This window comes from Peribacillus sp. P4_C12, assembly GCF_056402095.1.
This window is the reverse complement of record NZ_JBFUIB010000001.1, coordinates 92,344-111,591: the sequence shown is the minus strand read 5'-3', so window position 1 is coordinate 111,591 and position 19,248 is coordinate 92,344. Positions and strand designations below refer to the sequence as shown.

General features: G+C 39.6%; 16 protein-coding genes. 1 reads left to right on the top strand and 15 read right to left on the bottom strand.

Annotated features, from left to right (window positions below):
* Positions 1–19: 19 nt before the first annotated feature.
* From AC1DUW_RS00555 to AC1DUW_RS00505, 11 genes are all read right to left on the bottom strand, one after another.
* Complete coding sequence (locus AC1DUW_RS00555) at positions 20–886, bottom strand: ABC transporter permease (protein ID WP_053348461.1); 867 nt, start codon at positions 884–886, stop codon at positions 20–22.
* Positions 858–1,826: an ABC transporter permease gene (locus tag AC1DUW_RS00550; protein ID WP_477641825.1), complete on the bottom strand. Its 969-nt coding sequence runs from the start codon at positions 1,824–1,826 to the stop codon at positions 858–860. Before AC1DUW_RS00550 ends, AC1DUW_RS00555 begins: the two co-directional genes overlap by 29 nt.
* A 59-nt stretch (positions 1,827–1,885) precedes the next feature.
* Complete coding sequence (locus AC1DUW_RS00545; protein WP_477641791.1) at positions 1,886–3,505, bottom strand: ABC transporter substrate-binding protein; 1,620 nt, start codon at positions 3,503–3,505, stop codon at positions 1,886–1,888.
* Between the two features lie 832 nt (positions 3,506–4,337).
* Positions 4,338–4,943, bottom strand: a complete 606-nt coding sequence (locus AC1DUW_RS00540; RefSeq protein ID WP_053348459.1) for a thymidine kinase — start codon at positions 4,941–4,943, stop codon at positions 4,338–4,340.
* A 138-nt stretch (positions 4,944–5,081) separates the two neighbouring features.
* Positions 5,082–5,282, bottom strand: coding sequence for a 50S ribosomal protein L31 (rpmE, locus tag AC1DUW_RS00535; RefSeq protein WP_053348458.1), 201 nt, complete (start codon positions 5,280–5,282; stop codon positions 5,082–5,084).
* Positions 5,283–5,431: 149 nt separating this feature from the next.
* Positions 5,432–6,721, bottom strand: coding sequence for a transcription termination factor Rho (gene rho, locus AC1DUW_RS00530; RefSeq protein WP_477641790.1), 1,290 nt, complete (start codon positions 6,719–6,721; stop codon positions 5,432–5,434).
* A 327-nt stretch (positions 6,722–7,048) separates the two neighbouring features.
* Positions 7,049–8,011, bottom strand: a complete 963-nt coding sequence (gene glpX / locus AC1DUW_RS00525) for a class II fructose-bisphosphatase (protein WP_477641789.1) — start codon at positions 8,009–8,011, stop codon at positions 7,049–7,051.
* Positions 8,012–8,109: 98 nt separating this feature from the next.
* Positions 8,110–9,393: a UDP-N-acetylglucosamine 1-carboxyvinyltransferase gene (locus tag AC1DUW_RS00520; RefSeq protein WP_053348455.1), complete on the bottom strand. Its 1,284-nt coding sequence runs from the start codon at positions 9,391–9,393 to the stop codon at positions 8,110–8,112.
* Between the two features lie 211 nt (positions 9,394–9,604).
* Complete coding sequence (fsa, locus tag AC1DUW_RS00515; protein ID WP_053348454.1) at positions 9,605–10,255, bottom strand: fructose-6-phosphate aldolase; 651 nt, start codon at positions 10,253–10,255, stop codon at positions 9,605–9,607.
* Between the two features lie 182 nt (positions 10,256–10,437).
* Positions 10,438–11,295 carry a class II fructose-bisphosphate aldolase gene (locus tag AC1DUW_RS00510; protein WP_053348453.1) on the bottom strand — a complete coding sequence of 286 codons (858 nt, stop codon included), beginning with the start codon at positions 11,293–11,295 and terminating at the stop codon, positions 10,438–10,440.
* A gap of 246 nt (positions 11,296–11,541) precedes the next feature.
* Positions 11,542–11,913, bottom strand: coding sequence for a response regulator (locus AC1DUW_RS00505; protein WP_053348452.1), 372 nt, complete (start codon positions 11,911–11,913; stop codon positions 11,542–11,544).
* Between the two features lie 313 nt (positions 11,914–12,226).
* Here AC1DUW_RS00505 and AC1DUW_RS00500 point away from each other — a divergent pair, with 313 nt between their 5' ends.
* Positions 12,227–12,757: a DUF2529 domain-containing protein gene (locus AC1DUW_RS00500; protein WP_053348451.1), complete on the top strand. Its 531-nt coding sequence runs from the start codon at positions 12,227–12,229 to the stop codon at positions 12,755–12,757.
* Positions 12,758–12,801: 44 nt separating this feature from the next.
* Here the strand turns inward: AC1DUW_RS00500 and AC1DUW_RS00495 are convergent, their stop codons facing one another.
* The 4 genes from AC1DUW_RS00495 to icmF all read right to left on the bottom strand — a co-directional run bounded on the left by AC1DUW_RS00495 (position 12,802) and on the right by icmF (position 19,240).
* Entirely contained in the window at positions 12,802–14,409 is a 1,608-nt protein-coding gene (locus AC1DUW_RS00495; protein WP_053348450.1) for a CTP synthase, read from the bottom strand.
* A 475-nt stretch (positions 14,410–14,884) separates the two neighbouring features.
* Entirely contained in the window at positions 14,885–15,475 is a 591-nt protein-coding gene (rpoE, locus tag AC1DUW_RS00490) for a DNA-directed RNA polymerase subunit delta (RefSeq protein ID WP_477641788.1), read from the bottom strand.
* Positions 15,476–15,676: 201 nt separating this feature from the next.
* Positions 15,677–15,835 carry a hypothetical protein gene (locus AC1DUW_RS00485; protein ID WP_157443906.1) on the bottom strand — a complete coding sequence of 53 codons (159 nt, stop codon included), beginning with the start codon at positions 15,833–15,835 and terminating at the stop codon, positions 15,677–15,679.
* Positions 15,836–15,973: 138 nt separating this feature from the next.
* Entirely contained in the window at positions 15,974–19,240 is a 3,267-nt protein-coding gene (gene icmF / locus AC1DUW_RS00480; RefSeq protein ID WP_477641787.1) for a fused isobutyryl-CoA mutase/GTPase IcmF, read from the bottom strand.
* Between the last annotated feature and the right edge of the window lie 8 nt (positions 19,241–19,248).

Here is a 19,248-nt window from a genome sequence, read left to right as displayed (position 1 = left end):
TTGAACGTAGCATATCTGATTAATCTTGAGCCCTATTAGGATCTATGAGCAACCGGATATTCTCTCCAATCTGATCAAACGTTCTAACGATAATCAGCAAACAAAGCCCTGGAAAAAAGGCAAGCCACCACATACCTGAAGATAAGTACTTCATCGATTCTGATAGAATAATTCCAATTGCCGGCTCGTGAGGCGACAATCCTAAACCCAAAAATGTAACTGCCGCCTCATGTAAAATAACATGAGGAAACAGTAACATAAAACCAATTAACAGTTGTGGAGCTATATGTGGAAGAATATGATGCAAAGCAATCCACCATTGGGATTTCCCCATTTTCTGTGAAACCTGAACATATTCTGCTGAACGAACTTGCATAACCTCTGCTCTGATGACTCGAGCAAGACTTGGCCAATGTGTTAAAGCTAATCCAATTACAATTCCTTTAAATCCTCCCCCTAATGTAAAAGCGATAAGAATAAGAGTTACGAGATGTGGTACACTCAGAAAAAGGTCGATGAGCCATGAAATAAGACGATCTGCCATTTTCCCCATTGTTGCTGCTGCCATACCCAAGAAAAGAGCAATTGACGCACTTCCAATTGCTCCAATCAATCCAACTCCTATACTTAAAGAAAGTCCCATTAACGTTCTTGTAAACATATCTCTACCTAACCAATCGGTACCAAAGAGATGGTCTAGGGATGGAGGAGCATTTCGATCATTAAGATTTGTTACAATTCTCCCCTCATCAATTAAAACACCTCCTAATATAACAATTACTAAAAAAATAATTGAAATTAGGATTATAAAAAGCGTCCGCTTCTTTCGATTAGAAGGAAGTTGTTTATGATTATCTTTATTTTTTAATTTGAGGCTTGAAATCATATCTTCTCCCCTCCCTCATTCTCGGATCTAATAAACGATAGCTCAAATCAGCCAGTAAATTTCCTACAAAAACAAATATTGTACTAAATATAACTAATCCCAATAAAAGGGGAACGTCTCCCCTTAGCCCCGCTTCTACCGTAGCCTGTCCTAAACCGGGATATGAAAAAACTTGCTCAGCCAACACTGCTCCACCAAACAATTCACTAAAAGCCGCAAACTGCAAGGTAATCGCTGGCAAAGCAACATTACGTAATCCATGTCTCCAAAACAGGACAAAGCCTTGTTCACCTCTCGCCCTAGCGAATAAGACATAATCACTAGCAAGAACATCAATCAGCTTCTGGCGCGTATGTAGTGCCACATTAGCGACCCCAACTATACTAAGTGTGATCGCTGGCAGAATAAGATGATTGATTCGATCCACCATTGTGACATTTTCTGCAAGGACACCAGCTGGAACCCCCATTCCAAATGGAAACCATTTTAGCCAAACGGCAAAAACGATAAGAATAAGGAGCCCCATCCAGAAGGTAGGAGTTGAAGCTAGTGTGAAACAGTACCATTTTATTATTCGATCAATCCAAGTCCCCTTTTTCATTGCCGCTACAACACCCATGGCAAATCCAATCATACCTGATAATACCCAAGCTGATATCATGAGCGCTAGGGAATTTAAGAATCGTTCACCAATAATGTCAATTACCGGGCGGCGAAATATCATTGAAGTTCCTAAATCACCTGTTAGCAAAGCAGAGCCCCAATTCAAGAACTGCACCATAACTGGTTGGTCAACTCCCCAATATTCAGCTATCTTCTCCCGTTGCTCAGGTCCTACCTTCAACATATCTGCACCAATGTAGGCTTGAATTGGATCAATCGGAGAGTTTTTTATTAATAGAAAAGAAATTAAACAAATGGCAAATAATAATGTGGCCATTCTTAAACCTTTCAACAATAAAAATAATCCAAGCTTTCCACCTATATATTTACGCACAGTTACTTAGTCCATTTCCATTCAACTATATTATCTGTTGCAGGCCAACCATGACCATGAACATGGATTCTTTGTTCTCCGATATCAAGTCCATCTTTCACTAAGTATAAATGATCAATATTCACTAACCAGGCCCATGGAGCGTCGCCATTCGCACTTAAACCTGTTGTTCCATCCCATTGCGCTTTTTTCCAAAACTCAATTGCTTCTGTTTCACTTGTAGCGCGAAGAGCCTTTTCAAAATAATCATCTACCGTTTTGTTTTGATAAAAACCAGTATTATAATAGTCTACCCCTGCAAATTTACTACTATAAATGTTATACATCTCATGAGGGTCATGGCTTCCCCAACCTAAAAGGACAGCATTCGAATACATTTTCTTTTCAATAATATCCCAGCTTCCACCTTCTAATTTAATATGAATTCCTAGTGGCTCGATCATATCGGCCACAGAAATGGCAAGAGATTGTCTTATTGCATCACTCGCTAAGTAATATAGAGTGAACTCAGCTTTCAAAGAGTCTTTCTCAAGAATCCCATCTCCATCTGTATCCTTCCACCCGGCTTCTTTCAAAAGTTTTCGCGCACCGTCCAAATCAGCATCTTTAATGACTGTATCTGGGTTCCACCAAGGAAGGCCATCCACTGAAGTATAGGCTGGAGTCCCACGTCCTTCTAAGACTCCATCCACAAGTGCTTTTCGGTCTACTCCAATATTTATCGCATGACGAATAGCTGGATCGGCTGTTACATCGTTACCAATTGGTAAACCATCTTCAGTAAAATCCCCTGACTTTATAAATGGGAAGACGATTCCCCGATTATCTACTGTTTTTACTGATTCCAGTCTCATTCCAGGTACTTCCAGGTTACTAAATGCAGCTGGTATATAGGCAAGATCAACCTTTCCCGCTTGTGCAGCAGCAAATGACGCATCCTCGTTTAAGAATAAAAAGGTTATCTTTTTAAAATACGACTTTTTGTCATAGTATTCAGGATTAGCCTTTATAATAAGCTGTTGCCCCTTGTCCCATTGAACGAGCTGATAAGGCCCTGAACCTATAGGGTTTTCAGCATAGTCTGCTCCATATGCATGTTTTGGGACAATTCCCGTTCCTACTAAAGAATTAACAAATGTTGATTGAGGTTCTTTTAATGTGAATTTTACTGTGTAATCATCCATTGCCTCTACTTTATCCATACCATTAAGATCAACAACTGACCCATTTTTAGTAGCTGTTTCAAATGTAAAGACTACATCATCAGCGGTTAATGGTTGACCGTCTGAAAATTTCACATCCTTACGCAAGATTACAGTCCAAACCTTGCCATCTTCATTGACTTTATAACTGGTTGCAATATCATTTACAATGTTTAACTTGTTATCTCTTTTTAGTAGAGTACTCTGGAATAGCGGTGAACCATAACGTCCCCACCCAGTTGTTGGATCAAAACCTGCTTCAGGCTCAGATCCAAAAGCCATCACAAGTTCGTCCTTTTTCTTCTGAATACCCTCACCATTTGCATCACCAGATTGATCGAGTTGCTGATTACAACCCCCTAACATGAAAGATGAAACTAATGTAGCTAATACTATAATTCCAAACAATTTCTTTTTCATCTGTCACACCCCATAAATTAATATCTTTCTAATAAAGGTTAAATACTTAACCCGCCTGTAAAATTAGGTGAATTTCACGGGTGCATACCTCACCCGATTTACAGGAATAAACAACTAATTGGTATACAAAAAATACATTATTCAATTAATTCAGATATGTATAAGGCAAATGTCCATAACATCTTTCTGGCAGGTGTTGTTACAGGAGGTATTACAAATCATGACTACGATGAAGATAAACAATTTCGCGGAATAAAATTGTGGAAACTAAACTACATAAAATAGCATAAGACGAGAATAGGCACCTGCTGATTTGGTGTCTATTCTCGTCTATCCCTTATCTAAATAGTTTATTTGATAATAAACAGCTTTATTATGTACTGAAGGACTCACTTTGCAAGAGATATTTGAAAAGAATTTTTTCCATACAACAACAATAGTAAACGACTTTTGTGTCAAGTATACGATTTTTTCTATAATTAAACAACTCTATTATTAGCATAAAATCAAGTTAGATAAAACTCTAAATCAAGAATTTAAAAGCAATTGAATGCGGTAACGTATAGGACTGAATAGTTTTGAGTAGGCGAGAGGGGGAATAGAAAAATGAAGAGACTTATACAGGTCTAATGATTGATCCATGAAAGGGACACACAGGGCTAAATAAGTAACAACAAAGGATACCCTCATGAATTTGATATCAATAAAACACAAGGTTTTGCCACTCTAACACTCAAGGTAATAGCTGTTTTCCCTTAGGCTCTTTTTTAGCTGAACTTGTGTAATTAATAAAAGTGCCCTAAGATCTCTTTGGATCTTAAGGCACCATGATTTAAATATGTTCTTTAATCCCTGCCGTCTGCTTGCCTGGGACTTCGTGGTGATGGCGGCAACGGGGCTCGTATGATTCCGATGCACCTACAAGGATGATCGGCTCATCATAGGAGGCCGGTGCACCATTAATCAATCGTTGTGTCCTGCTTGCAGGTGATCCGCACACTTCACACACAGCCTGTAGCTTTGTTACTGATTCTGCTAGCGACAATAAAGCAGGCATAGGACCGAATGGTTCACCTCTGAAATCTTGATCGAGTCCTGCCATAATCACTCGATAACCGCTGTCCGCAAGATGCTGGGCAACCCCGACAATTTCATGATCAAAAAATTGCACTTCATCTATTGCAATGATATCTAAGGGCTTATCTAAATACTTAAAAATATCTGTTGAATGGGCAATAGGTTTTGCCATCACAGAGGACCCATTGTGTGATACGACAGCCTCTTCCGCATAGCGATTATCTATAGCAGGTTTAAAAACGGCTATTTGCTCTTTAGCAAATTGAGCACGGCTGACTCGTTTAATCAATTCTTCAGATTTACCTGAAAACATGCTTCCGCAAATAAGCTCGATCCAGCCTGTTTGTTTCATTACATACATGGAAACAGCTACTCCCTTCCACCTGTCAATCCCTTGGCCATAATGGAATTAGACCCGGCTTTATATAAATTCAAACTTGTTTATAGAAAAGAAAAAACAGGCAAGAAAAATACTTGCCTGTTTTTTGAAAAGTCCGGCTTATTTAATACCGTATTTTTTGTTGAAACGATCAACACGTCCGCCAGCTTCAGCGAATTTTTGACGACCAGTATAGAATGGGTGGCATTCTGAACAAGTCTCAACTTTGATCTCTTCTTTAACTGAACCAGTTTCAAAAGTGTTTCCGCAAGAGCAAGATACTTTTGAAAGTTTATAATTTGGATGAATTCCAGTTTTCATTCTTTTCAGCTCCTTCTGCCCTGAATCATTCGAAACAGAGTTATATACTTCAAGGTGAGAGAAAAGTACCCTCACATTTATTGTAAAAACACATGAACTCATTATAGCAATTTAAGACTAGTTGTGCAACAGTTTGTTTCTTTCCCTGTTTAAGAACGTTTTGCGTTTGCTGGTCCCTTTTTCATTTCTAACATCTCTTCATCCAACTTACTGAAAAATTCTTCATTTCCTTTTGTCTGTTTTAAACGGCGAAGGAATTTTTCGGCAAAATCAGGTGAATCAGACATTGTTTTCCGAATTGCCCAAAGTTTATCCAAACGATCTTTCGGAATTAACAGTTCTTCTTTACGAGTACCAGAGCGACGAATATCAATCGCTGGGAAAATACGTCTTTCGGCAAGGGCCCGATCTAAATGAAGCTMCATATTACCTGTACCTTTAAACTCTTCATAAATGACGTCGTCCATTCGGGAACCTGTATCTACCAAAGCTGTAGCAAGAATCGTCAAGCTACCACCCTCTTCGATATTTCTAGCTGCACCGAAAAAACGTTTTGGCCGGTGAAATGCAGCCGGGTCAATCCCTCCGGATAGTGTACGACCGCTTGGCGGAATGACAAGGTTGTAGGCACGCGCCAGACGAGTAATACTGTCCATTAAAATAATAACATCACGTTTATGTTCAACTAGGCGCATTGCCCGTTCTAACACTAGTTCTGCGACTTTGATATGGTTCTCCGGCACTTCATCGAACGTCGAACTAACCACGTCCCCAGCCACCGAACGTTCAATGTCTGTTACTTCTTCCGGACGTTCATCAATAAGCAATACAATCAATTCCGATTCCGGATGATTCGTGGTTATGGCATTAGCAATTTCTTTGATTAACATCGTTTTACCAGCTTTTGGCGGTGCAACAATCAAACCACGCTGTCCAAAACCAACAGGTGCTAAGACATCCATAATTCTCGTTGATAAATTCTTCGGTGTTGTTTCCAGTTTAATTTGTCTGTTTGGATACAGCGGTGTTAAGCCTGGGAAATGAACACGCTCTTTAGCGGACTCTGGGTTATCCCCATTGACAGCTTCCACATGCAGCAATCCATAATAACGCTCGTTTTCTTTTGGCGGCCTAACCTTACCGGAAACCTTATCACCGTTACGCAAATCAAATCTGCGGATCTGCGAAGCAGAAATATAGATATCCTCCGAGCTTGGAGAATAGTTAATTGGACGTAAGAAACCAAAGCCTTCTGAAGGGATAATCTCTAAAACGCCTTCCATGAAAAGAAGACCATCTTGCTCAGCTTGTGCCTTTAAGATTGCGAAAATAAGTTCCTTTTTTGACAGTTTGCTGTAATAGGAAACTTTATATTCACGCGCGTGCTCATAGAGATCCTTTAGTTTCATGTTTTCTAAATTGGAAATAGTTAAATTCATTATGACACCACACTTTTATTAATTAAACGTTTTCACCCATACTGAAAAAGAAATGGTTTGTTAAATGGAAGAAAAACCGCAATCCATGTACCCGACCAGAGTTTTCTTAGAAAGGATGATACATTTTTACATGTAAAGAAGAAAATTATTTGAAGGCTTCTTGAAGTTTGGAGTGAAAGGGCAGATTATATATATTCAAATCAATTATTAGTAGACCAAGCTTTATTTTACTTTTTTTATTTTAATTATTCAACTTAAATTTTTTTATAGAGAAAGCGAGCGATGAAACCGCTCGCTTTCTCTCGGTAATTTTTTATGAAAATAGTCTCAGTCAATTAAGCCATTCGGTTTAATTTTTAGACTATGTCTTCCATCAATGAAACGAACGGTACCTGATTTAGCACGCATGACTACGGATTGTGTTTCACCGTAATGGCCTTTAAATTGAACACCACGTAAAAGTTCTCCATCCGTCACACCTGTTGCAGCAAAAATTGCATCATCCCCGCGAACCAGATCTTCCATTCTCAAGACTTTCCCTAACTCAAGACCCATTTTCCCACAGCGAGCCACTTCTTCTTCACTTTGAGGAAGAAGCTTACCTTGAATTTCTCCTCCGAGGCATTTTAAAGCCACAGCTGCAATAACTCCCTCTGGAGCTCCGCCTGATCCGAATAATATGTCAACACCAGTTAAGTCGAATGCCGTATTAATGGCACCAGCAACATCTCCATCGTTGATTAACTTAATCCGGGCACCTGCCTCACGAAGTTCATGAATGATCTTCGAATGACGATCGCGGTTTAATACCGTTGCGACTACGTCTTGAATATCTTTATTTTTTGCTTTGGCTACCGCTTTCAGGTTGTCCAGTACTGATGCATTGATATCAATCTGCCCAACTGCCTCAGGACCAACTGCTATTTTGTCCATATACATATCCGGAGCATGAAGCAGATTCCCTTTATCTGCAATCGCCAAGACTGCTAAAGCATTCCAACCTCCTGATGCAACGATATTCGTTCCTTCTAAAGGATCAACCGCAACATCCACTAATGGTCCAAGCCCAGTACCAAGCTYCTCAYCAATATARAGCATKGGAGCTTCRTCCATTTCCCCTTCACCGATTACAACTGTACCTTGCATAGGAATTGTATTGAAAACATCTCGCATTGCAGTTGTTGCTGCATCATCTGCTTCGTCTTTCTTTCCTCTTCCCATCCAACGTGCAGAAGATAGCGCCGCCGCCTCTGTCACGCGAACAAGCTCCATCGATAAACTTCTTTCCATTCTTGGTTCCCCCTCAATGTGCACTAGCATGCTCTATTTATATATTAGTATAACACATTACTTTATATATGTAACACAATGAGGCAGCAAGAAACGGATCAGCTTTTCAGCTGCTCCACTTCTTCTTCCGTCATTTCTTCACGCCAAATCGTTGCTCCCAAACCTGAAAGTTTCTCTACAAGATGACTGTATCCACGATCTATATGCTCAAGCCCGGTCACTTCAGTAATCCCTTCTGCCATTAAGCCGGCAATTACTAAAGCTGCTCCGGCACGTAAATCACTTGCCTTTACTTTTGCACCGTGAAGTTGAACCGGACCATTAATAATTGCGGCTCTGCCTTCGACTTTAATCTTTGCATTCATGCGCCGCAGTTCATCTATATGCTTAAAGCGGGCCCCGTAAATCGTATCGGTCACCATGCTAGAACCACTTGTTTTTGTTAGAAGAGACGTGAAGGGCTGCTGAAGATCTGTTGGAAATCCAGGGTAAACTAACGTCTTGATATCAACCGCTTTATATTTCTCACCTGGAGAAACAAAGATCTGATCATCACCAGCCTCGATATTTATGCCCATTTCGCGCATTTTGGCCGTTAACGACTCTAAATGCTGGGGAATGACATTATCAATTAAGATGCCTTCGCCGACTGCTGCGGCTAAAATCATGAAAGTTCCAGCTTCTATCCGATCAGGTATGATCGTATGTCTGCAACCATGCAAACTGTCCACACCATCAATACGGATAATATCCGTTCCAGCACCCTTGATTTTTGCTCCCATATTGGTCAACAACGTGGCAACATCAATGATTTCCGGTTCTTTCGCTGCATTTTCAATAACTGTCCTTCCTTTAGCCAAAACGGCAGCAAGCATAATATTAATCGTTGCCCCGACGCTCACGACATCCAAATAGATACGTGCGCCTCGTAGCTCATCCGCCCTTAAGTAAATAGCACCTTGTTCATTCGTCACTTGTGCGCCAAGTGCTTCAAAACCTTTTATATGCTGATCTATTGGTCGAGGACCTAAATGGCAACCTCCAGGCAGGCCAATCACAGCCTTTTTAAACTTCCCTAGCATCGCGCCCATTAAATAATAAGAGGCACGTAATTTCTTCACTCTTCCGTTAGGCAGAGGCATTGAAATCATCCTGCTGGGGTCTACTGTCATTTCTCCATCATTAAAGGCAACATCACCGCCAATTTCCTCCATTAACTCTTTCAGCATCTCTACATCTGAGATATCAGGCAAGCCTTCTATCGTAACAGGAGAGTCTGCTAAAATTGTTGCAGGAATCAAGGCGACCGCACTATTTTTTGCACCGCTGACACGAATGCTTCCCTTTAGAGGGTAGCCACCGGCAATTTTAAGTTTTTCCATAATATACTCCCTTCCACGCTAAGCACTTAGAAGCTACTTCCAAAAAGTAATATTTTACCACAAGAAAATTGCATAATCCGACAACATTTACTATCTAGTTTCTTAGTTTACACAAAAATAGAAAAGTCATGTAAAAAAATGATAAAAATTTCTAATTTTGTTTATTTCCATTTAACCGGTGCAATTTATAGCGACTTAGCGGCAAGGTAATTTATGCTTCTGTACGAGAATTCCAATCCTTCAAGAAAGCTTCAATCCCTTTATCTGTTAATGGGTGATGGAATAATTGCATTAAGACTTTATAAGGAATCGTTGCAATATGGGCTCCTTTAAGAGCAGCTTCTGTAATATGCATCGGGTGACGAATTGAAGCTGCGATAATTTCAGCATTGATATCATGAATAGCAAAAATATCAGCAATATCAGAGATTAAATCCAGGCCATTTTGACCGATATCATCTAAGCGTCCTAAAAATGGAGACACATAAGTTGCTCCTGCCCTAGCAGCTAATAATGCCTGGTTGGCACTAAAAATAAGGGTAACATTTGTTTTGACTCCTTGTTTTGTTAAAGCCGCAACAGCCTTCAATCCGTCTGGAGTCATTGGTACTTTAATGGTGATATTAGGGGCAATAGCAATAAGTTCTTGCGCTTCAGCCATCATTCCCTCAAAATCAAGCGCAATGACTTCTGCAGAAACAGATTCCTTTACAAGGCTTGTAATTTCTTTTAAACGGTCATGGAAAGATACACCTTTTTCTCTTGCGACAAGAGACGGGTTAGTCGTAACTCCTGCTAATACGCCAAGTTCGTGCGCTTGTTTGATTTCTTCCATGTTTGCTGTATCTATGAAGAATTTCATGTTTTTTCCTCCGTATGTACTCGATTTTTTATTTTTCTATTATGCATCTGAATTCTAATTGTTCAAAAAACAAAGTGCGGTTTTTGGCCGCACGTATAAATAGATACCATCAAAGGGGAAGAGTGCCCCCCTGATGGATATTCTGAATCATTTAAAAATGATAAAACCTAAAGGCTATAGAATTACGCTTTACCGTTTGAACCAAATTCCCTTATCTTTCCGATGACAGTCTCTTTAATCGCTTCACGGCCAGGTACCAAGAATTTACGAGGATCGTAAACTTCTGAGTTGCTATTTAGAACCTCACGTACAGCTTTTGTGAAAACAATCTGATTTTCAGTATTCACATTGATTTTTGATGTTCCAAGAGAGATCGCTTTTTGGATATCTTTCGTAGGAATACCTGTACCGCCATGGAGTACTAGAGGTTTGTGTGTTAAATCCCGTACCTCTTCCATTTCTTTATATCCTAGGTTAGGTTCTCCTTTATATGGACCATGAACAGATCCCAATGCTGGTGCAAAGCAGTCAACATTCGTTTCTTTAACTAGCTGTTCGCACTCTTGAGGGTCTGCATATACGACTCCATCAGCGATTATATCGTCTTCTTGTCCACCAACAGTTCCCACTTCTGCCTCAACGGAAACATTGCGTGCGTGAGCATATTCAACAACTTTCTTCGTCGTCTCAATATTTTCTTCAATTGGGTGATGTGAAGCATCGATCATTACGGACGTAAATCCTGCCTCGATAGCTTCTTTACATTTATCAAAGCTTGAACCATGGTCAAGATGAATTGCCACAGGTACTGTGATTTTCATGTCTTCCAATAAACCTTGAACCATCATAACTGTCGTTTTGAAACCACCCATATGACGGGCAGCCCCTTCAGAAACACCAAGAATGACTGGAGATTTTTCTTCTTCTGCAGCAGCTAGAATAGCTTGTGTCCATTCCAGATTATTAATATTAAATTGACCTACTGCATATTTTTCATCAAGAGCTTTATTCAGCATATCTTTCATAGAAACTAAAGGCATTTGATTTCCTCCTACTAGTGAATGTTTATTATTTAAAGTTAATTCTATCTAGATATTCCCTAAAACCTTTGGAACATACACTTATAAATCGGAATATCTCTCCTCTTTTAGCATATCAATACATGAAAAAAACAGCAACAAATTCACTATATCAAGTCTCAAATTTATTCCAAAAAAACACGGCTCATCTTTTAAAAGATAGCCGTGGCATTCTTTAATTTATAATAATATTAATCATAAAGACTGTTAACTTGATTGAATTGGCAAGTATTCACGCACAGCTTTTCTAATATCATCAATGTCAAACGGCTTGGCAAAGTGAGTCATGGCTCCTAAGTCTTTTGCTTCTTGAATCATATCAAGTTCACCATAAGCAGTCATAATAATGACCCGAATGTCTGGATCAACTACCTTCATCCGCTTCAAAATCTCAATTCCATCCATTCCTGGAATCTTCATATCCAGTAATACAAGATCAGGTGAATGATTATTTAGCACTTCTAAGGCTTGAATGCCATTCGCTGCTTGAAATGTATCATACCCTTCTTTATGTAAAACCTCGTTCAATAAAATACGAATCCCAAATTGATCATCAACAATTAATATTTTCCCTGACATTTTTTCACCTCACCTCTTCCCAATTTATTATTATAAAAAATGTATCTGCCTGACTAAATTACCTGCCAAAAGGTAGTTCGTTAGATTGCCGTCAAATTACATAGATGTCAATGCTTCTATTTTATCACTGATTTCTATGTTCATATTCGATAATTGTAACAAAATTCCTGCCATATGGCTAAAAGGATTTATATTTTTTTGTTTTTTCAATCGATTATGTAAATTCGCCTTTTCAGCCTTAAGCCCCGAAACCTGTCAATGCAGGGGAAAGTCCTTTATAATAGGGGTACTATTTTTAAAGGAGTTTCTAAGCATGTTAAAAATTTTTTCGACGCAGATAAGCGGTTTATTTAAAAAAATGATAGAAAAGGAAGCCTTCGAAATGGAGGATGCCGGACGCTTGTTAGCTCAGGCTGCGGTCGGAGACGGATCTGTTTTTGTACACGGCTTCGGTGAAATGCAAGGAGTGGCAGCTGAAGCGTTGGAAGGGGAGGAACCCTTTCCTAAAGCAAAAAGATACGAAGATGGCGCGGCTATTTCCCGAGAAGATCGGTTTCTTTTATTCAGCCGCCATTCAAACGATTTAGAAGCCGTAAATCTGGCTAAACAGCTTCAGAAGCAGGATATACCATTTGTAGCGGTTTCAACAGCTGTTCCATCAGAAGAAGAATCGCTTTTGGAGCTTGCTGATGTACATATCGATTTACGAATTCAACGAGGCTTAATCCCCGATGAAACAGGAAATCGATATGGGTATCCAACCCTCATTGCGGCTCTTTTTGCTTATTATGGAATTAAATTCACCCTTGTAGAAATTATTCAAGAATATAAAAATGAAGATTAATTCTTCAATAAAAAAAACAGCCACATGGGCTGTTTTTTGTTTTATTATTGTTTTTTATTATTTTTTAAAGACATGCCAACGAAGTCACGGAATAGTGGCTGTGGACGGTTAGGACGTGACGTGAATTCCGGATGGAATTGTGAAGCCACGAACCAAGGATGATCTTTTAATTCAATGATTTCAACTAGGCGACCATCTGGGCTTGTACCAGAAAAGACAAATCCTGCCTCTTCCATAGCTGGACGGTAATGGTTGTTGAATTCATAACGGTGACGGTGACGTTCATAAACAACCTCATCATTATACGCTTCGTATGCTTTAGTTCCTTCGATAAGCTTACAAGGGTATAGACCAAGACGCAGTGTACCACCCAAATCTTCTACATCCTTTTGCTCAGGAAGAAGGTCAATAATTGGGTCTGGAGTTTCCTCGTTAATTTCAGCTGAGTGCGCTTCTGGCAATCCTAGAACGTTGCGTGCATATTCAATGGATGCCAACTGCATGCCTAAACAGATTCCGAAGAATGGTGTTTTTGTCGTGCGAGCAAATTCGGTAGCTGCAATTTTCCCTTCGATTCCACGATCTCCAAATCCACCAGGAACAAGGATTCCATCTGCATCTTTAAGAAGTTCAGCCACATTTTCTTTTGTAACATCTTCAGAATTTATCCAGTCGATTTCAACATCGGCATCAAATGCGTAACCTGCATGCTTAAGTGCTTCCACTACAGAAAGGTAAGCATCTTGTAATTCAACATATTTTCCGACAAGAGCGATTTTCGTTTTCTTTGATAAAGAAGTAACCTTTTTGACAAGTTCTTTCCAATCTTCCATATCCGCTTCGCCACAGTCCAATTTCAAGTGATCACAAACGATTTGGTCCATGTTTTGTGCTTGAAGCGCAAGAGGGATAGAGTAAAGTGTATCTGCATCTAGACATTCGATAACTGAATTTTTATCGATATCGCAGAATAACGCAATTTTATCCTTCATATCTTGTGAAATTGGGCTTTCTGTACGTGCAACGATGATATTCGGCTGAATTCCAAGACTACGCAACTCTTTTACACTATGCTGTGTCGGTTTTGTTTTCATTTCACCAGCAGCTTTGATGTAAGGAACAAGTGTACAGTGGATATACATAACATTATTGATTCCGATATCACTTTTAATTTGACGAATCGCTTCAAGGAATGGAAGAGACTCAATATCCCCGACCGTACCACCGATTTCAGTGATGACTATATCCGCATTAGTTTCATTACCTGAACGGAATACCCGTTCTTTAATTTCATTTGTGATATGGGGAATAACTTGAACTGTTCCACCTAAGTAGTCGCCACGGCGCTCTTTTCTTAGGACGGTTGAATAAATTTTACCTGTTGTCACATTGCTGTGTTTACCAAGGTTAATGTCAATAAAACGCTCGTAATGACCAAGGTCCAAATCCGTTTCAGCACCATCATCCGTTACAAACACTTCACCATGTTGATAAGGACTCATTGTCCCTGGATCTAAGTTAATATAAGGGTCAAATTTTTGAATCGTTACATTCAAGCCTCTATTTTTTAAAAGTCTACCTAAAGAAGCAGCTGTTATCCCTTTTCCTAAGGAAGAAACTACTCCACCTGTTACAAAAATATATTTTGTCATCTCATATCCTCCTATAGAATGTTTTCATCCAATGCTGTTCTCTTACTTTTTCAAATACATTTAAAACAGAACCCGCATCTTTATGATATAAATTAAATTTCTGCCGCCACACTGGCGGTTTAAAAGCACAAGGCAGGTTTTAACTTCTTGTCCTTTTCGTTTAAGACCGCAAAGCAGTACAAACCAATAATTACTTAAAGGTCTTTAGTGAGAGTCATGCCGGATACACGAATAAGAATAAATTTCCTTAAATGACAGTAACATTTAATTATGTTCTCTATAGTTTTACCCTTATAAGAGAAATCATTTTAAAAAAATAAAAAAATGATGTCATTTATTCATTCCATCATTAAAAACAAAAACGCTCCGCTTACAATAAAAGTAAGGGAGCGATATAATTTAATCATTGTGTCCTTTTTTAAGGAGCCCAAAAATGATTCTACAAATTTCGCCTTAAAAAGTCAAGGGCGATTATTTATTTCTCATGATCTTCTTCAAGCTCTTCTTCGTCTTCATCTTCGTCCTCATCGTCTTCTAGGACAAATGCTTCGTCTTCAATTATTTCTTCTTCTAGATCGTCATCATCGTCTACGTCATCTTCTAAAAGTTCCTCGTCGATTACTGGAGCATCTAAAAGATCATCGTCGTCGTCATCCTCATCTTCGTCTAAATCATCGATATCTTCTTCAAAATCAAGATCTTCATCTTCAAGCTCATCGAAATCGTCGACAATCACAGCGGCTTTTTTAGCTTTCTTTTTCTTCTTCGGTTTTACAACATGTACAACTTCTTCTTCAATTTGGTCAACTGGGTACCATGTTTTCAATCCCCAGCGGTTGTCTCCAAGTGAAGTAAATCGGCCATCTACATTCAAATCTGTATAGAATTGAGCAATTCTTTTTGCCACTTCTGCTTTAGATAAATGATGAAGCGTAGCTAACTCACTTATTAAATCTTTAAATGGAATTGGTTCATTTCTTTCCACTAACAAATCATATGCCATCTCTATTAAGGACATTTCCAATAACTGCTCTTTTGAGTATTGTTTTAAACTCAAATTCCGCACTTCCCTTCTCTATTCAAACACTAAATTCTGTGTTTTTTCACATAAAAAAATAATCTAAAACAGTATTTCGATAAAATAACGACAATTCCTGCTAGACATATACTCCATTATAAACAATCTAATTGGGTTTATGCTAGTTCTATCTGATACTTTCACAGATTTACCCTTACGTTTATGTAAACAGAAATCTTTAAACAGATTTTATTTACTCTTCAATGATTTCTGACGATAAGCTGCAGTAAAAAATACTACAGATAGAATAAAAAAGGAAACGGCGCCTAATTGATGCTCATACAACTCAAATAAAATAATGATAGCAAAAATATAACCTATGATTAGTCCAATCATCTTCAGGTTCATTTTTTCAACTCCAATAGGGCTGATTCATCATTTTTGCCCCTTTACCAAATAATTATAAGGGAAAATTTACATTTTGCGAAAAAAACTCGGAATTTTTTTAAAAAAGGGGCCTCCTCAATTTCGGAGTACCCCTTAACTTTACATATTTCTTCGATATTGTCCGCCGACATCATATAATGCACGTGTAATCTGGCCCAAGCTAGCCACTCTCACACAATTCATGAGTTCAGCAAAAATATTTTCCCCGTTCATCGCCGCTGCTTTTAAATTAGTTAGGGCTTCTTCTATGAACGCTTTATTTTTTTCCTGAAATGCCTGTAAGTTAATGATCTGCCCTTCCTTTTCTTCTTTCGTGGCACGGGCAATCTCCATGCTGTTCACAGCTTCTTCTGAAGGAGGGTTAGGATTCAAGTACGTATTAACCCCAATAATCGGCAATTCTCCCGTATGCTTTTTCATTTCGTAATGCATGGATTCATCCTGGATTTTCCCGCGTTGATATTGTGTCTCCATAGCACCCAATACACCGCCCCGATCATTGATGCGATCAAACTCTTGTAGTACCGCTTCCTCAACCAGATCTGTCAACTCTTCTACTACAAAAGCACCCTGCATCGGGTTTTCATTTTTTGATAGCCCGTGCTCCTTTGTAATGATCATTTGAATAGCCATTGCACGACGTACAGACTCTTCCGTAGGTGTAGTGATAGCCTCATCGTATGCATTCGTATGCAGGGAGTTGCAGTTGTCTTGCAGGGCCATTAATGCCTGAAGTGTCGTTCGGATATCGTTAAAATCAATTTCCTGCGCATGGAGAGAGCGCCCCGACGTCTGGATATGATATTTCAACTTCTGACTACGGTCATTCGCTCCATATTTATCACGCATGACTGTCGCCCAGATCCGTCTTGCAACCCTTCCGATAACCGTATATTCCGGGTCTAGCCCATTCGAGAAGAAGAAAGACAAATTCGGCGCAAAGTCATCAATATTCATTCCGCGGCTTAAGTAATACTCTATATAAGTAAATCCGTTTGCTAAAGTAAAAGCCAATTGTGAAATAGGATTGGCGCCTGCTTCAGCGATATGATACCCAGAAATGGATACCGAATAATAATTTCTGACTTTATTATCAATAAAATACGCTTGGATGTCCCCCATTAGCCTTAGGGCAAATTCTGTGGAAAAGATGCATGTATTCTGCCCTTGGTCTTCTTTTAGAATATCAGCTTGAACAGTCCCGCGTACCGTTTGAAGCGTGTAAGCCTGCACTTGTTCAGTTTCGGCGTCTGTAAGGGAACGGCCCAACTCTTTTTCTTTCAGTTGAACCTGTTGATCAATCGCTGTATTCATATACATAGCCAAAATAATTGGCGCAGGACCATTGATAGTCATGGATACAGATGTCGATGGGTGGCATAGGTCGAAGCCAGCATACAATTTTTTCATGTCATCCAACGTACAGATACTGACGCCGCTTTCACCTACCTTTCCATAAATATCCGGCCGGTAATCAGGATCTTCCCCATATAACGTCACAGAATCGAAAGCCGTACTGAGTCGTTTGGCATTATCGTCCTTAGACAAATAATGAAAACGTCGGTTGGTTCGATCAGGTGAACCTTCACCAGCAAATTGCCGCTTAGGGTCTTCTCCCTCACGCTTGAATGGAAAGACTCCGGCTGTATAAGGGAAGAAGCCAGGTACGTTTTCACGGAAGACCCAACTTAATATTTCTCCATAGTCCACATATTTAGGCAGTGATACTCTCGGAATCATTAGACCTGATAAACTTTTAGTTTTCAGCTTTGTGATGATTTCTTTATCCCGGATTTTTGTTACAAACTGCTCCCCTGCATATTTTTCTTTTAAGTCCATCCATCCAGAAAGGATCTTTTTTGATTCAGCAGATAATTTGGAGGCGGTTTCTTTTTTCAGTGTTTCCAGAGAAGTGATAATGTCTTCATTACTTTCATTTTCCTTAACTGCTTCAATTGCTCCTTCGAGCTGAAAGAGTCTGCGGGCAAAACGGACTTGTTCACCAGCCCGTTTATGATACGATCGGACCGTATCACTGATTTCACGTAAATAATAGCGGCGGTCGGTTGGAATTATGACATTTTGTTTGTATACTTCCGCTTCTTTTGAAAAAGTAGTACTCCATTCTGTCCCTGCTTTTTCATTTAATTTTTCAATTAGTGCAGCGAATAATGCATTCGTTCCTGGATCATTGAATTGGGAAGCAATTGTGCCATAGACAGGCATTTCAGAAGGATCTTGATCAAAAAGCGTACGGCTACGTTGATATTGTTTTTGAACTTGGTTTTTTGCATCCTCGGAACCTTTACGCTCATATTTGTTTATCACTATTAAATCGGCATAATCAATCATATCAATTTTTTCAAGCTGGGAAGGAGCACCGAACTCACTCGTCATCACATACATAGCCACATCGCATATCTCAGCAATCTCCGCATCCCCCTGACCGATCCCGCTCGTTTCAACGATAATTAAATCGACGCCAGCTGCCTTCACAACCGAAATGGCATCTTTAATCGCTAAAGACAACTCACTTTTTGAATGACGAGTGGCTAGGCTCCGCATGTAAACACGCTCAGAAAAAATTGCATTCATTCGGATTCGGTCACCCAGCAAGGCACCACCTGTTTTTTGCTTTGTCGGGTCGACAGAAAGGATGGCCACCTTCTTATCTGGAATTTCGTTTATAAATCGACGAATCAATTCATCAGTCAGCGAACTTTTCCCTGCTCCTCCCGTCCCTGTTATCCCAAGAACCGGAACCTGCTTTTCAGATGTCTTGATTTGCTCAAGGAGGCTCTCCACTGCAGCCGCAGATTCATTTACAGCATCGAGTCTATTTTCAGCGAAGGTAATATATTGGGCAATGGCACTTGTTTCCCCTGCGATCAGTTCATCAAAGCGTTCCTGCAAGGATGGTTTGACGGTTGAAAAGTCGCACTCCTCCATCAATACATTAATCATGCCTTGAAGCCCATACTCCCGTCCCTCATCTGGAGAGAAAATACGGGCAATTCCATACTCATGAAGCTCTTTAATTTCCCGCGGGATAATGACTCCTCCTCCGCCGGCAAAAATCCGAATGTGCTGAGCTCCCTTTTCCTTCAACAAATCATACATGTATTTAAAATATTCCACATGCCCACCTTGGTAAGATGACATCGCTATACCTTGAACATCCTCTTGGATCGCCGCGTTAACTATTTCCTCTACCGAGCGATTATGGCCTAGGTGAATAACCTCCGCACCGCTAGCCTGAAGAATTCTCCTCATGATGTTAATAGATGCATCATGTCCATCAAATAAACTCGAAGCAGTCACGAATCGGATATGGTTCTTTGGTTTATACACCTCAACTGTACTCATTTAGCTCC

What these genes read in the sequence shown, in the direction of transcription:
- AC1DUW_RS00555 (WP_053348461.1), bottom strand. Translation starts at nt 886, where the DNA reads ATGATTTCAAGCCTCAAATTAAAAAATAAAGATAATCATAAACAACTT.
- AC1DUW_RS00550 (WP_477641825.1), bottom strand. Translation starts at nt 1,826, where the DNA reads ATGGCCACATTATTATTTGCCATTTGTTTAATTTCTTTTCTATTAATA.
- AC1DUW_RS00545 (WP_477641791.1), bottom strand. Translation starts at nt 3,505, where the DNA reads ATGAAAAAGAAATTGTTTGGAATTATAGTATTAGCTACATTAGTTTCA.
- AC1DUW_RS00540 (WP_053348459.1), bottom strand. Translation starts at nt 4,943, where the DNA reads ATGTATGTAATGAAACAAACAGGCTGGATCGAGCTTATTTGCGGAAGC.
- rpmE (WP_053348458.1), bottom strand. Translation starts at nt 5,282, where the DNA reads ATGAAAACTGGAATTCATCCAAATTATAAACTTTCAAAAGTATCTTGC.
- AC1DUW_RS00520 (WP_053348455.1), bottom strand. Translation starts at nt 9,393, where the DNA reads ATGGAAAAACTTAAAATTGCCGGTGGCTACCCTCTAAAGGGAAGCATT.
- fsa (WP_053348454.1), bottom strand. Translation starts at nt 10,255, where the DNA reads ATGAAATTCTTCATAGATACAGCAAACATGGAAGAAATCAAACAAGCG.
- AC1DUW_RS00510 (WP_053348453.1), bottom strand. Translation starts at nt 11,295, where the DNA reads ATGCCTTTAGTTTCTATGAAAGATATGCTGAATAAAGCTCTTGATGAA.
- AC1DUW_RS00505 (WP_053348452.1), bottom strand. Translation starts at nt 11,913, where the DNA reads ATGTCAGGGAAAATATTAATTGTTGATGATCAATTTGGGATTCGTATT.
- AC1DUW_RS00500 (WP_053348451.1), top strand. Translation starts at nt 12,227, where the DNA reads ATGTTAAAAATTTTTTCGACGCAGATAAGCGGTTTATTTAAAAAAATG.
- AC1DUW_RS00495 (WP_053348450.1), bottom strand. Translation starts at nt 14,409, where the DNA reads ATGACAAAATATATTTTTGTAACAGGTGGAGTAGTTTCTTCCTTAGGA.
- AC1DUW_RS00485 (WP_157443906.1), bottom strand. Translation starts at nt 15,835, where the DNA reads ATGAACCTGAAGATGATTGGACTAATCATAGGTTATATTTTTGCTATC.
- icmF (WP_477641787.1), bottom strand. Translation starts at nt 19,240, where the DNA reads ATGAGTACAGTTGAGGTGTATAAACCAAAGAACCATATCCGATTCGTG.